Genomic DNA, 13,815 nt, shown 5'->3' with positions numbered 1-13,815 from the left:
AATCTAGAAAGATTAACTAGTAGTTCCTGTTCTCGTACCTGTTCCATTTCCGGTATCTGTAGTACCACTTCCCGAATTCCATCGTTGATTTACAAATCCAGGTTTAACTTTCATACCCATTCCCAGCATATGTCTAAGTGTATTACTTAAACCTCTTTCATAAACATTTGGTCCATACATGGCTTCTGCTCTACCGATTTCGCTGCCAGTAGTAGCAGCTCGATACCCAGCTCCACCTAGCATACCAGCAGTTCCAAAGACTCGGCCAGCTCCTCCAGACAAAGGTTCGGCAATAGAACCCATCATGCCAGCCAAACCACCCTCAACACCAAGGGATTTTTGGACTAGCTCAACTACTTTAGGTAGCATCATCAAGACCCCAATACCAATGAGAGCTTGGATAGCATTAGTGTCAAAACCACCACTAATAAAAGGTACTCCTAAGACTTTAGTAGTACCACTAAATTGATAGCCAATATCGTCAGCAATTCCAAATTTTTGACTATTAGTCAATGCTCCAGCTATCAGAATCATTACGGCAGTAACTGGGAAAACTAAAGCATTAGCTAGCAAACCTTTAATCCATTTACCAAAACTATCACTACCAGGAATAGCATTGAAGAGTAAGATCATAGGAGCAAAAATAACACTAAATACCAAACCAATGTAGGCCATAAGTAACTGGAAGAAAAGCTTAAAAACAGCAATTAAAATTGCTACTGCTATTATAAGATAGCCTAAGGGAGCACTAATGAAAGCTAGGCCTGAACCAATAATACCTGGAAAAGCTTGTTGGATCATGTCTCCTAAAGCATATGAGGCACTTCCTGCAGCTTGATCAGTCCCCCAAGATAGTAAGTCTTGAAGTGCAATAGTCAAAATGTTTTTCTCAAAAAAGATATTTTCAACAACATTAACATAGTTTGATGAACTAGGTGCATTTAAAATCCCAAAAGCTTCAAAAGCTCCCACTGCTAAGTAAATCAGAAAGAAAATTAAATCAATCATAAAAGCAGCAATAGCATATGAAAATGTAACTAAAAGCAAGGTAATGACAATTTGGGGTAGAGCTTGTTGAATAGTGAGCGCTGCTTGTTGACCAATTTTAGCTCTAAACATAATCATAAACCCAATAACTACAAATATGAGAACAAACCCCACGTAAGAGATATTACGAAAAGCCTTCCATAATTCCAACACTGGTTCTAAAGCCTGAAAACCAGTACCCTGAGCATAAGCTGGAGTGACTAAATTCATTTGTCTGCCCAGATCAGCTAAATAGGCACTAGTTTTGACTGGCGGTTTAGAAGCCATAAAAGTAACACCTTTTGTAAAAGCTCCAATAGCTCCAGAATCCTCTGGTAAACCAAAAGCTAATGTTACTTCAGGTTCTGGCCCAACAATTTCTGATGTAATTGCATTGATAGTTAGTCTGTATTGTCGTCTTGCAAATTGGGAATCACCTATGCTTGTACTCCCAAAAGCTTCTGTGTCATAACTTAATTTATTCTGATCAAGCCAATAGTTGTTCCATTGGGAAGCAGCATTATTTTGTAAAGAAGCAGCAGTTTCTTGATCATAAGAGGCGTAATAACTACTTTCACATTTACCTTCCCCATCAACTAATGCACAGTAATATCCAGTAGGACAACTGGTTCCTGTTGTCCCGTCAGAGTTTGGAGTACAAGGAGCTCCAGTATGTTCCATGTGAGACATATCCTTGTAAGGATTACCTTCATATGTGCAAGTATTATCTCCAGCACATTCATAACCACTAGGACAAGGACTGGTATCACTACAAGCTTGTCCTTCTTGAGCTCTTGCTATAGCAGGAGCAACAGAAACTAATAATCCTATACCGACAATAATAGAAAAAAATAAAGATAGTATTTTTTCTGAGAAAGATAAAGACATATAAGCTTACAAGGTTAGATATATGATACAACAGCCAATGCTTACAAACAACCAGAACTACTATTTAACTAGTGCTTCATAGACGCTGATAATCCCTCCTGGAAAATTAGGATTATTACAAAATTTGTCCGGATCCTGCCGACCTTCTCTGGCACCTTCGGCATAAGTGAGTGCAAATTCTTCCCAAGGCAAAGTAGCATAGTCTTTTTCAAATAAACATTCAAGCTGTAGGGCAATATTATTTTTAGGCATTAACATGCTACCAGTACTAGTTTTGCCATATTTGCATCCTAAATCCCAAGCAGTAACTGCTGAACCTCCTGATTCCTCGATCCATAGAGCAACTACGAACGCAGGATTCCAGCCAGCTGCTATCGCAGAATCGTAAACCATATCAAAATTCTTAGTAAATTCATCAGAACTCCAATAGCCATTAGCATTAATTCTAGTCAAACCATTAGCTCTTATAGATTCTTTATTAAAACCAGTAGAATTTCGATAATCAATTGTGCCTTCCATAGACGTGCAGCCTTTGGTCAATAAATCTAAGGCTGATGTACTTCCTAAATATCGATTCCATGACCAAAAACCACACTGCTCCTGCCCATTTTGGAGTTCTCTAGGAACCAAAAACTGTTCAGATAGACACTTTTTGGTTTCCTGGATTCCACCTAAATAAGGGTAATAAAGATTGCCGCTATCAGGAACAATACTAACTCCATCTCCTGATACAAGCTCATAGGTAATACCAGATAAAGCATCATTGTCTGGATATTCTGAAAAATTTTGAGGTCGGAAGATATTAAAAACCCCTGCTTCAGAGCCTGTTGTTAAAGCATAGATTTTTTCTAAATAAGGAATTTTTAGCCTAACTTCAACTTGTCGAGTCATTAATTCTGAACCTCCTCCATCTAGGTCACAATCCGGGTTGCTAGCTGGGCATACACAAGCACCTTTGTAAGTACCTTCACTCACAAAAATTTTATAATCTTCTATAGTAGCTTTGGCAGTAGCATTACAGCAAACTTCATCGTTTGGATTATAATCAGAAATCGGATCATTTCCAGAACAATTTTTATCTATACTCGAACCATTTTTACGACAATTGGTTTGTTGAGGTTCTGGTATTTTCATCAATACCCCGTCACAAGCAATACTGCCATCAGTCTGGACAGTACAATTTGAAATAAAAGTTTTGCCTACTATATCTTCTTTAATAGCATTGATAGCTTGAGCTCCATTGTTAATAAAAACAGAAACTTCGAGTTGTTCGCCAGGTGTCAACTGTATAGAATCTGGAATATGTTCAGAGTAATGAAGCCCTTGTTCGACACTAGGACTATCATGATACGCTGCTACTTGTTCACCATTAACATAAACAAAAAACTCCATATGGACCATATCATAACTACCTTCATCAGCAAAATTATTATTTTTAGTTAGATCAAAAAACCAACTAGTAGTACCATCTTCATTGGGTCGCAAACCAGTTGAAGTTTGGTACCAGGTTTCTGGTACAGGTTCAGTAGTATTATCTGAACTAGCTTGTGCTAAATACATCTCTGATCCAATAGTGTCATCCAAAGTTTGGGCCTGAGCTAGAAGTATATTTTGGCTAGGTTTACTAACCAAAGAAGAGGAGCTGTTATTACTAGCTATCTTATCTTGCAACATAGTTGGTAATAGTAATTTATTTAAGTTAAGAGAAGCTTCATATAAGCCAGCTAAATGAGGGAAAGCCATAGGGAATTCAGCAGCATACTTTCCTTTATTTGATCCAACCCCGGCAGTTTCTAGTTCCCCTGGTTTATGTTCAATAGTCAAAGTAACTGAGCCTGGAGCGTCTTCTCTTGTAAAAAGAGGAATATAAGACCAAAGTAAACCCCAAGGAGTATCAGACCAATTTTTATATGCATTAGCGTATGTTTGATCAGCCTGATTAACACAATTAAAAACAGCCCAATACTCAGTAATAGTATTGCATTCTTGGTAATCTGGTGAAGTTGGTGGATAATATCCATCTGGCCAAGGTTTTGCTTTAGCCAGCCATTCATTCATTGTTTTGTAATATCTAGTGCTTTTTCCATCCGCACAAGTATCTTTATTTGGACCTTGCTGGCAGTTAGTAATTTCATAGTTATATCTCTTTTTAATCATAGCTTTTCTTAGTTCGTCCTGAACATAGGTAGGAGCTAATTTTCTAAAAACACCAGCTTCTAGATTTAAATTTCGTATATCCTCAGCATTTGAAAAACTGATTGGATTTTTTTCATCAATTCGATCATAAAGTAATGTGCCTTCAAAATAATCACGTAAATAATTGTTAAGATTAGTCGATCTTTCATCTTTTTTTTCGATATTACGATAACCAGCAAAAGGAACCTTCGTAGTATTTTTAGTATTAATTTTAAACACTGCTGCCCAATCTTTAAGAAAAACATAATCACCATCATGATCAAGTCCACCTTCATCATTTTCGCCTTCGCAACGATAAGCCTGTTCACCACAGCCCCAGGTACCTGTTTTTTGTAAAACTGGTTGAGTAGCGCAAGAGTTAGTAGGATCTGGTACTAATAATGTACAGTTTTGACAAGGATTTGGGCGCAGTATGCCATCAGGTGGTAAAGAATCACCTACAGTACATTGATTGTCTAATTTTGGTAAAGGAGGCTTTGTTGGGTCAAGAAGTTTTGGATTTAATGGATCAAGTGGATCATAAACGTACTGCCACCAATCCCCAAGCCAACGAGGATCCATTAGAGCTCCAGTGTCTCTAATTGCAACTAGCACTTCTGAGCTTAGAGCAGTTCCTAGCTCTTGAAAAGCAGATACTGCAAGTAATTTCCCCTCAGCTACAGCTTGTTGATATGAAGCCAATAATTCTGAATTAGCTTGGATTCCAGAAATATGAATAGTATATCCTGTCTGGAACTCTCCAACATTGCCGTAATTAATAGTTACACTATTATTATCATAATAAAGAATAGTAGCAGTTCGTCCCTCACCAATATCGTAGCCTGATGGTGGCACTTGAACCGATTGTCCGCTTTGACTACTAAAACCAGCTACTGTAGCTCCAACCCCTGGAAGACGATTATTAGCCCAGGAACTGTCATAGTCAACTCCAGTAATAGGAGTAGTTTGGTATACAGAAGTAACTGATGGGGAAGTATTTCCTTCAAGAAGACCTGTAAGTTGAGGAGCCTGACTGTCTAGGGGATGACCTTCGCTTGTCCCTGGGTGATCATAGAGTGATAAAGATGCATTAGTAACTTGAGTAAATTCATGTGTGTTGAAAAAATCCACATTTGGATCAATAGCTCTTGCTAATTGAGGATAAATGATTTGTAGATAAGTTAATAAAATTGCAATAAAAAAAAGGATTACAAGAAGTTTCCGACTAGGGTGTAGGCATGGGTTAAATACCAGTAATTTGTGGAAAGGTAACATATCTACATTATAACAAGAGAGAAAGCTTAGAGTAGAGGGAAGTATCTAAGATAAAAAACTAAAAACCCATCTGACTATAAGGATTAGGGGTTGAAGCGGGAGCAGGAATAGTAAAGATAGTCACATCAACACCAGTAAAGTTGCTAATAAAACGGAGGATAAACCAACCACCTAAAAGAAATAAAAGTCCGACTACTGCCCAGGTTAAAGTGGTTCCTGCTTTAGCATTTGCTTCGGGATTGCCGCCAGAAGTCATATAGGTAAATCCACCAATAATGATCATAATAAAAACAGCGGCTCCAGCCAAAGGAATAAATAAACCTAAAATATTACTAAAGACAATTTCTAAATCTTTAAAGGTAGCTGGTTTACTACCATCTTGGGAGCTATACCAATTAGATTGAGCAAAAGCCTCACTAGCAGTGAACAGTAAAAAGTAAGTAATAAAAAAAGGAGAAGCTAGTAGAGTTTTGCTCAATTTCATATATTCACTATTTTCTCATGATAGTTATATTAACGCAACAAAAAACCCGGCAAAGCCGGGTTTTTAAATTTATGCATTTAGAATAAACTAACTTCCTGATGCAGTTGGAATTTCAAAATCAAAAACGTTAACTCCAAAGAAATAACCAACTAGTTTCATAACAGCCCAAGCTGCGGCTACAATAGCAAGCCCTACTAAAGCTGCAGTAATTCGACCTCTTGCAGCTTCATAAGCAGCTTTATCGCCTCCGGATGTAATCCATTGAATACCTCCCCAAATCAAGAAAGCAAAGGTTAGAATGGCTGCAAGAATAATAGCAGTTTGAATACCAGCAGATAAGAGTTTTCCAAAATCTTTAACTCCACCAGTGGGCTCCTCGATGGTTATGTTCCCCTGAGCCAGTATTGGGCTGACAGTAGTGAAAATAACAGCACCAGCTGTCAATGCTGCTTGAATGATTTTTTGTGTAACTTGTTTCATACTGTCACCGCCTTTCAAAAGAATTGTAAATTATTTATTAAAATATTAATAATACTTTTTATATTCTATCTTACTATTATTATACTATGACTTTAAGATTTTGCTAAGTCAAGAGAGATATTTATTCACACTAACTCCTAAAAGTTATCAGAGATTAGCAAGAACCAGGATAACTAATCCCATCATGATTCAATAGTGAACTTACATTTGAAAAATTGTGTTTTAGATTACTGCCAATATTAAAATTAGAAATCTTATCAATACCAAAGAAATACAATACTAAGACCCATAAGGCATAAATACAAGCCATAACCCCTAAACCGACTACTGCAGCAGTAATTCTTTTTCGAGCTGATTCATTTTTATTTTGATCACCTTCAGAGGTAATCCATTCAATAGCTCCAATAATAAGATAAAACAGACAAAGAATAGCACCTAAAATAAGACCAGTATTAATGATTTGTGTAATAAAAGTACCGATATTATCTTTAAAAAATCCATGTTGGGATACAGCTGAACCAATATCGGTGTTTACCTGAGCAAAAACCAGCTCACTTTGAAAAAGAAAGGCAAAAAAAGCAGCAATACATGAAATGATTAGGGTTTTAATTTTCATGGAGTTGGCCAAGAAATATTTAATATATCAAATCCAAATATCCATTCTAAAAATTTCACAATAGCAAACGAAGCTACTAATATTCCCAAACCAACAACAGCATCAACGATTTTATTACGAGCCTTTTTAATTTTTTCAGGATCTCCATCGCTCGAAATCCAATCTATGGCTCCCATGACTAGAAATAATATTACAGCCAGTGAGCCTAGGATAACAGCTACTAACCACAATCTAGCAATCAGGGCAGCTAAAGGACTTGAATTATCAACTCCGCTATACGTTCCTTCACTGGAATTGATAACGCTATTTTTAATACCTGAAAGACCAGGAATCTGGATAAATTGCAAAAAAGCCATAAATATTAACTAGGACGTAAATATGTATAAATCAAACTGCCAACATTAAGTATATCCAAACCAAGTACTTTGCCAATAATATAAATAATCGAATAAGAGGCAATTACAATAATCAACCCAATAGCAGCATTAGTCATTTTAGTTTTAGCTGTTTCTACTTTTTGACTATCTCCACCAGCTGTAGACCAGGTAAACCCACCAATTACAAAATGAATAATAAAAAATAAGCCAGTCAAAATAGTCATAAAACTGACTACTATGGAAAAAATTGACTCCAATTTTGATAGATAAGCTATATCACCCGAACCAATGGGGACATTATAAGGACCAATGCCACCATCAAGACCCTTGCCAGGATTTAAAGGAGTGGCGTACTGAGCTAAAGCAGTTGTGCTCAATAAAAATAATAGTATTGGTAAAACAAAAAATATTGAAATTTGTTTTAGATATTTCATACCTTTTTATGGATTTGGTCCATATACCTGTGGGTTTAAAATAAAACTTGGATCGCCATATAAAATAAAGCTGATAATTCCAGTTAATACTACTGCGCTTACCATGACTACTAAGCCAATAATCGACATATACATTTTAGTATGAATTCGGGAAAGTTCATCCGGTTTGTCTCCTTGGGTAATATATTGAAAACCAGCCAATAGAAAATTGACAAATGCAGCTAAACCACCCAGAATGATAAAAAATTTAACCAAATTACTAATAAGCATGATCAAACCACTTGGATCAGCTGCGTATCCATTCGGGTTTAAAAGTCCTTTAAATTGAGGAGGCGGAGTAAATTGACCGATTAATGGTGAAAGTAACATACGTATATTTTACAATTGGCTATTAAGTAAATCAAAGCCAGTAATGATTTTAAGAATTTGCATAATCCAATAAGCTCCAAAAATAATCAAAAAACCAACAAAAGCCCAAGTTAATGTTTTGGTTCCTTCAGCTTGCTTGTCAGGATTGCCGGCATTTGTAATGATAGTAAATCCACCAAATAAAATAAAGAAAAACAAAATAATATTAGCAATAACTAAAATATTAGGAACTAAATTTGATATCACTATACCCAGGGTGTCATAGCCACTATTGCTGGTTCCTATGCCTACCCCTCCTTCACCTAAAATAAACTTTTCACCGATATTTACTTGAAACATATAATAAAGTTATTTTAAACAATTTTACTATACCAATTATACCAGGCCTGATACAATCAGCATATGCAAATTGAAGATTTTCTGCAAGACTATCAAAGTAAAGTTAAACCATATTGGCAAAATTTTTTTAGCTCTTGGCAAAAACAAGCTAAACAAACAGGAGTTATTCCAGAGCAAATTTTAGAAAAATTTGTAGAGCTTTATCCTAAAGGCAAGCAGTTTCGAGGAGCATTAGTTGTTTTAGCGTATCATTTATCAGGAGGTAAACGTCAAGCTTGTATCTATAAAGCTTCGATGATGGTGGAGCTACTCCAGACCGCAGGACTGATTGCTGATGATGTTTATGATAATGATGAGGTAAGACGTGGTCAGCCGACTATTCATATACAGTGGGCCCAAGATAAACCTTTGCATTATGGTTATAGCATGGCTTTTAATACGGCCAACATTGGTTTTTACTTAGCTCCCTTAGCTTTAGAACACACCAATTTTGAACCAGATGTAAAAATCAAAGCTTTAAACTATTTTTTCAAAAAGGCTGTAGAAGTCGGTTGGGGGCAAGGTTGGGATATGAGTACACCATATATATCACTTGCTGCCAAGCAAAGCTCGGCCCAATATATCCATGATTTTAAAACGGTCAGCTATTCGGGAGTTTTACCGCTGATGTTGGGGGCAATACTAGCGGGACAACAAGACAAAAAGTGGCTGGCAACATTAGAGCAATATGGTCAATGCTTAGGTCGGATTTTCCAAATCCAGGATGATATTATTGGTAGTTTTGGTGATGAAAGCCAAACTGGTAAAACTAATAGTGGTGATATTAGAGAAGCTAAGTGGACGGTTCTTATTGAAATTTTATACCAAAAACTTAAAGAGGCTGATAAAAAAACTTTTGAAAGATTATTTGCAAAAAAAGTTCGTAACGACCAAAATATTGCTACTATTAAACAATTCATGCGAACATATAAAGTAGTAGAAGCGGCTCAGTCTCAAGCTCAAGACTATTTTGAAGAAGGGTTGAAACTCATCCCAGAACTCACAGATAATAAAAAGCATCAGGATACGCTGAAAAATTTGTTAGAATTTATGCTAAGTAGAAATAAATAATATGGAATTTAATGAGCAGCAACTTACCAATGTCATTTTGGAAAAACCACGCTCTGTGCTGCAATTTTACCGAAAATTAAAACCGTATTTAGCTACGTATTTTGATCATAAAATCAGCAACAGCCGAGATAGAGAAGAAATAATTCAAGATACTATCTTAGCTGTTTTTGATAGCTTGCCTACCTATAAAGGTCAAAGCAGTTTCAAAACCTGGGTCAGAGCTATTGCCCATCACGAGTTGGTTGATTACTACCGGCGTAAAAAGATTAAAACTTTGCTGTTTTCCAAATTCCCATTTTTAGAGCAAATTGTTGATAAAGCTTTGGGACCACAACTGGCTTTAGAAGAAAAAGAGGCAAAACTTAAGATTTTTGCCACCTTTAAAAAACTGAGCGAAGGAAATGCTAAGATTTTACGACTAAGATATATGGAAGGTTTGAGCGTGCATGCTATTGCTGCCCAGCTACAGATCAGTTATAAAGCTGCAGAATCGAGATTGTCTCGAGCCCGTTTAGCCTTTGCTAAAGCTTATCTTTACCAGTCAAGCTACTTCGACCAGGATAGTTAAATACTCCATTTTACTTTCTATTAAAGAAGGCTATCTTTTTGTCCGCAACTGGTTGGGACTAGTTACACATCCGTTCCAGACGGTGCGAGCTATGTTTCGGGAACAGGATTTTTCGCAAATTATTTTAATTTTTGGTTTTCCAGCCTATGTGTTTGCTGGTGGTTTAGCAACTATTTGGCTTGGTCGCAGACTCATTGATGCACCGCCAGGGCAATGGGGTTTTTTAACTAAAGCCTCGATTAGTCTGGTTTTACTCCTGTCTTTTCTGAGCTTTCTCTATTTAGGATTTTGGCTATGGCAAGTTATTAAGATCAAAAAAAGTAAATGAACCGTACTACTATAAATCCTCAAGATAGACGAGCTAGTCTAGAAACTAAGTTATCAAAAAAACTACCCCACATTGGCGGAGCAGTTATTGACTTAAACTTAGCTCAAAATCGCAACTGCGAGCAAATGATTGGTATTGCTCAAGTACCGATGGGAATAGCTGGTCCACTCCTTTTAAACTCAGATCAGTTTGGGCAAAAAGAGCTGGATATTCCTTTGGCAACTACCGAAGGAGCTTTGCTTGCCAGTATTAATCGAGGTTTAAAAGCGACTCGTTTGTCTGGTGGTATTACCAGTTTTCATGAAAATGTGGGGGCTTCCAGAGGTCCTCACCTCAAACTCACCAACATTGCTCAAGGTAGACAAATTATTGCTTTTATTGATACGCATTGGGAAGAACTGAAAACCTTGGCTCATGAAACCGAGTCACATCTTGCCTTACAAAACTGGCAATACCAGCTGGCTGGCAAACATCTGTATCTGCGTTTTAGTTTTGATACGGCCGAAGCTATGGGTATGAATATGGTTACCATGGCCACTCAGGCAATGTTAGATTTTATCAGCAAAAAATTTGAAGTGACCACAATTTTATCAGGCAATGCTTGTGTTGATAAAAAACCAGCTTGGTCAACATTTTTATCAGGTCGAGGCAAAAAAGTCTGGGCTGAAACTATTATTGCCAAAGAAATTGTCGAAACAGTTTTAAAAACCTCACCACAAAACATAGTGGAAACTGTGCAATCAAAACAGCTTTTGGGTTCGGCTCTGCACGGCTCTTTAGGCTATAACGGCCATTTTGCCAATATCGTTGCGGCTACCTATCTGGCAACTGGTCAGGATTTAGCTCATATAGTTGAAGGTAGTCTGGGTGTAACCAGTGCGGAACTAGATGGAGATAAGCTTTATTTTTCAGTTTACCTGCCCAGTCTTATGGTGGGTACCGTGGGTGGAGGAACTCATTTGCCCACTCAGCAGGAGGCCTTGACTATTTTAGGAATTGATAAGCCTTTTACAGGTAGTGCTTCATATTTGGCTGAAATTATTGGGGCTGTGGTTTTGGCAGGAGAATTATCTTTGACTGCAGCTTTAGCTAGTAACCAACTGGCTTGTGCTCACCAAAGTTTAGGCAGAGGGAAACATGATTAAGAAATTACAACACGTTTATCTAGATACAATTGCCAGCTATATTCCTTCGGGCCGAATTACAGTCGATACTATTGCTCAAACTTATCAGGAAGATGGAGCTAGTATTAGTAGCTCTTTAGGACTTTATCAAAAGTCGATAGCAAACTGGGATGAAGATGCCATTACGATGGCTATCATGGCAGCTGGTCGGGCTTTAGCTGGCTCAAATTATGCCAAAAATCAAATTGGAGCAGTGTTGATGGGTAGTGAATCCCATCCTTATGCGGTCAAACCTTCGGGTAGTATTGTGGCTTCCTGGTTAGGATTATCACCTCATTACTTTTGTGCAGACTTGGAATTTGCCTGCAAAGCTGGAACCAGTGGTTTACAAATTGGCAGTGGTTTAGTCGAAGCTCAAATGATTAAAGCTGCCCTGATTATCGGCAGCGATAAAGCCCAAAGCCAACCCAGTGACGTTTTAGAATACGCGGCTGCCAGTGCCGCTGTAGCCCTCATTATTGGCTGCCGACCAGGTCGAGCCAAAGTGGTAGCGACCTCTTCTTATGCCACTGACACGCCTGATTTTTGGCGCCGTCCAGAGCAGATTTTTCCCCAACATGCCGGTCGTTTTAGTGGTGAACCAGGCTATTTCCACCATATCGAAAGCAACTTGGCTTATTTTTTGCAAAAAACTAAAGCCAAACTAGACGACTTTGATCACATTGTTTTTCATATGCCCAATGGTAAATTTCCTCTGAAATTAGCCCAAAAACTCAAAATCAACTCCAAACAGCTTGAGGCTGGTTTTACGGTCAAAGATATTGGCAATCCTTATTCAGCCTCATCGCTACTGGGTCTGTGCCGGACATTAGCTTTTGCCAAAAAAGGCCAAAACATTCTGCTGGCCTCCTATGGTTCAGGAGCAGGTTCAGATATCATCTGGTTTAACGTTCTTAAAAATGGAACCAAGCAGGAACAAGAAGCTTTTACAAAACAAATTAACCAAACTAAGCAACTAAGTTATGACCAGTATTTACAAGCAATGGGCATACTAGAAAGAAATCTATGAACAAAGTCGCAGTCTGTGGAGCCTACCAAACGCAATTTGGGGAACTGTGGGATCAAAGTTTAACTGATCTGATGCATGAGGCAGCTATAGGGTGTTTGGCTGATGCTGGAGCTACAACTGCTTCAGTTGAAGCTGTGTATATAGGTAACATGCTGGGTGGTAATGGCTTTGGGCAAAAACATTTAGGAGCGCAGCTAGCTCAGGAGCTTGGTATTAGTGCTCCGGTGACTCGGGTTGAAGGAGCTTGTGCTTCGGGAGGAATGGCGGTTTTCCAAGCTGTTCAGGCCATTGCTAGTGGAGCTATTGCCAATGCTTTAGTAATAGGAGTAGAGAAAATGACGGATGCTGATAGTGAGCAGATTAGCCAAGCCATCATGGCAGCGGCGGATCAAGATGAGTACTTAGCAGGTCTTAATTTTCCAGGACTTTATGCTTTGATAGCTCAGGCTTATATTGCCAAATTTGGGGCTAGCGAAGCTGATTTGGCTCAAGTAGCCGTCAAAAATCACTACCATGGTTATTTAAACCAAAAGGCTCATTTTCAAAATCAAATTAGTTTAGAGCAAGTGATTAAAAGTTCAAAAGTAGCTGACCCGCTCAAAGTTTTGGACTGTTCGCCTATTAGCGATGGGGCAGCAGCCGTATTTTTGGCGGCTCCTTCCTGGGCTAAGAAAAAACAGCTCAAAAATGGAGTCTATATCAATGGTTCAGCTCAAGCCCAAGACAGCTTATCGCTGGCCAGCCGCCAAAGTTTAACCAGCTTATCAGCCAGTAAACAAGCTGCCAAAACTGCCTACGCCCAGGCTGGTATTACTGCTGCTGATATTAATTGTGTTGAAGTTCATGATTGTTTTACCATTGCCGAAATTGTAGCCATGGAAGATTTAGGGCTTTATAGACAAGGCGAAGCGTATGGCCATATCACCAAGCAAGAAACCTGGTTAGGAGGAAAACAACCTATCAATACTTCTGGTGGCTTGAAAGCCTGTGGCCACCCCTTGGGAGCAACTGGTGTAAAACAAATCGTAGAAGCTACTACTCAACTGCGTCAAGTAGCTGGCCAACGCCAAGTTGATGAAGCCCTGGTGGCAGTTACTCATAATGTGGGAGGAACAGGGGGCACAGCTGTGGTCCATGTTTTAATCCGTTAAAA

At 38.2% G+C, this 13,815-nt stretch carries 15 protein-coding genes; 6 read left to right on the top strand and 9 right to left on the bottom strand.

Going from position 1 to position 13,815, the window contains the following annotated elements; all coding sequences use genetic code 11:
• Positions 1–12: 12 nt before the first annotated feature.
• From GYA49_02405 to GYA49_02365, 9 genes are all read right to left on the bottom strand, one after another.
• Entirely contained in the window at positions 13–1,914 is a 1,902-nt protein-coding gene (locus tag GYA49_02405; GenBank protein ID NMC35875.1) for a hypothetical protein, read from the bottom strand.
• 60 nt (positions 1,915–1,974) lie between these two features.
• The gene (locus GYA49_02400; protein ID NMC35874.1) at positions 1,975–5,220 is read right to left on the bottom strand and encodes a hypothetical protein; all 3,246 of its coding nucleotides are present in this window, start codon (positions 5,218–5,220) and stop codon (positions 1,975–1,977) included.
• A gap of 202 nt (positions 5,221–5,422) precedes the next feature.
• A complete protein-coding gene (locus GYA49_02395) occupies positions 5,423–5,848 on the bottom strand; it encodes a hypothetical protein (GenBank protein NMC35873.1) in 426 nt (141 codons plus the stop codon).
• An 87-nt stretch (positions 5,849–5,935) separates the two neighbouring features.
• Complete coding sequence (locus tag GYA49_02390) at positions 5,936–6,328, bottom strand: hypothetical protein (protein ID NMC35872.1); 393 nt, start codon at positions 6,326–6,328, stop codon at positions 5,936–5,938.
• A 154-nt stretch (positions 6,329–6,482) separates the two neighbouring features.
• Positions 6,483–6,944, bottom strand: coding sequence for a hypothetical protein (locus tag GYA49_02385; GenBank protein ID NMC35871.1), 462 nt, complete (start codon positions 6,942–6,944; stop codon positions 6,483–6,485).
• Positions 6,941–7,300, bottom strand: a complete 360-nt coding sequence (locus GYA49_02380) for a hypothetical protein (protein ID NMC35870.1) — start codon at positions 7,298–7,300, stop codon at positions 6,941–6,943. The genes GYA49_02385 and GYA49_02380 overlap by 4 nt, the downstream gene beginning before the upstream one ends.
• Before the next feature lie 5 nt (positions 7,301–7,305).
• Positions 7,306–7,755, bottom strand: coding sequence for a hypothetical protein (locus GYA49_02375; GenBank protein NMC35869.1), 450 nt, complete (start codon positions 7,753–7,755; stop codon positions 7,306–7,308).
• A 6-nt stretch (positions 7,756–7,761) separates the two neighbouring features.
• Positions 7,762–8,124: a hypothetical protein gene (locus GYA49_02370; GenBank protein ID NMC35868.1), complete on the bottom strand. Its 363-nt coding sequence runs from the start codon at positions 8,122–8,124 to the stop codon at positions 7,762–7,764.
• 9 nt (positions 8,125–8,133) lie between these two features.
• Positions 8,134–8,463, bottom strand: coding sequence for a hypothetical protein (locus GYA49_02365; protein NMC35867.1), 330 nt, complete (start codon positions 8,461–8,463; stop codon positions 8,134–8,136).
• 63 nt (positions 8,464–8,526) lie between these two features.
• On the opposite strand from GYA49_02365, the gene GYA49_02360 reads away from it, so the two are divergent.
• From GYA49_02360 to GYA49_02335, 6 genes are read left to right on the top strand one after another with little or no spacing between them, the layout of a single operon-like run.
• Positions 8,527–9,573, top strand: coding sequence for a hypothetical protein (locus GYA49_02360; protein ID NMC35866.1), 1,047 nt, complete (start codon positions 8,527–8,529; stop codon positions 9,571–9,573).
• 1 nt (position 9,574) lies between these two features.
• On the top strand, positions 9,575–10,141 hold the full coding sequence (locus tag GYA49_02355) for an RNA polymerase sigma factor (GenBank protein NMC35865.1): 567 nt from the start codon (positions 9,575–9,577) through the stop codon (positions 10,139–10,141).
• Entirely contained in the window at positions 10,092–10,469 is a 378-nt protein-coding gene (locus GYA49_02350; protein ID NMC35864.1) for a hypothetical protein, read from the top strand. The genes GYA49_02355 and GYA49_02350 overlap by 50 nt, the downstream gene beginning before the upstream one ends.
• On the top strand, positions 10,466–11,614 hold the full coding sequence (locus tag GYA49_02345; protein NMC35863.1) for a hydroxymethylglutaryl-CoA reductase: 1,149 nt from the start codon (positions 10,466–10,468) through the stop codon (positions 11,612–11,614). The genes GYA49_02350 and GYA49_02345 overlap by 4 nt, the downstream gene beginning before the upstream one ends.
• The gene (locus GYA49_02340; protein ID NMC35862.1) at positions 11,607–12,662 is read left to right on the top strand and encodes a hydroxymethylglutaryl-CoA synthase; all 1,056 of its coding nucleotides are present in this window, start codon (positions 11,607–11,609) and stop codon (positions 12,660–12,662) included. The genes GYA49_02345 and GYA49_02340 overlap by 8 nt, the downstream gene beginning before the upstream one ends.
• Positions 12,659–13,813, top strand: a complete 1,155-nt coding sequence (locus GYA49_02335) for a thiolase domain-containing protein (protein ID NMC35861.1) — start codon at positions 12,659–12,661, stop codon at positions 13,811–13,813. The genes GYA49_02340 and GYA49_02335 overlap by 4 nt, the downstream gene beginning before the upstream one ends.
• Positions 13,814–13,815 lie beyond the last annotated feature (2 nt).

Source organism: Candidatus Beckwithbacteria bacterium (assembly GCA_012797845.1).
Lineage (GTDB): Bacteria > Patescibacteriota > Microgenomatia > UBA1400 > UBA1449 > JAAZOH01.
This window is presented reverse-complemented; position numbering and strand designations above follow the sequence as displayed.

Excerpts from the sequence above, each read along its gene's own strand:
- GYA49_02405 (NMC35875.1), bottom strand. The coding sequence starts at position 1,914 with ATGTCTTTATCTTTCTCAGAAAAAATACTATCTTTATTTTTTTCTATT.
- GYA49_02395 (NMC35873.1), bottom strand. The coding sequence starts at position 5,848 with ATGAAATTGAGCAAAACTCTACTAGCTTCTCCTTTTTTTATTACTTAC.
- GYA49_02390 (NMC35872.1), bottom strand. The coding sequence starts at position 6,328 with ATGAAACAAGTTACACAAAAAATCATTCAAGCAGCATTGACAGCTGGT.
- GYA49_02385 (NMC35871.1), bottom strand. The coding sequence starts at position 6,944 with ATGAAAATTAAAACCCTAATCATTTCATGTATTGCTGCTTTTTTTGCC.
- GYA49_02380 (NMC35870.1), bottom strand. The coding sequence starts at position 7,300 with ATGGCTTTTTTGCAATTTATCCAGATTCCTGGTCTTTCAGGTATTAAA.
- GYA49_02375 (NMC35869.1), bottom strand. The coding sequence starts at position 7,755 with ATGAAATATCTAAAACAAATTTCAATATTTTTTGTTTTACCAATACTA.
- GYA49_02370 (NMC35868.1), bottom strand. The coding sequence starts at position 8,124 with ATGTTACTTTCACCATTAATCGGTCAATTTACTCCGCCTCCTCAATTT.
- GYA49_02365 (NMC35867.1), bottom strand. The coding sequence starts at position 8,463 with ATGTTTCAAGTAAATATCGGTGAAAAGTTTATTTTAGGTGAAGGAGGG.
- GYA49_02360 (NMC35866.1), top strand. The coding sequence starts at position 8,527 with ATGCAAATTGAAGATTTTCTGCAAGACTATCAAAGTAAAGTTAAACCA.
- GYA49_02355 (NMC35865.1), top strand. The coding sequence starts at position 9,575 with ATGGAATTTAATGAGCAGCAACTTACCAATGTCATTTTGGAAAAACCA.
- GYA49_02345 (NMC35863.1), top strand. The coding sequence starts at position 10,466 with ATGAACCGTACTACTATAAATCCTCAAGATAGACGAGCTAGTCTAGAA.
- GYA49_02340 (NMC35862.1), top strand. The coding sequence starts at position 11,607 with ATGATTAAGAAATTACAACACGTTTATCTAGATACAATTGCCAGCTAT.
- GYA49_02335 (NMC35861.1), top strand. The coding sequence starts at position 12,659 with ATGAACAAAGTCGCAGTCTGTGGAGCCTACCAAACGCAATTTGGGGAA.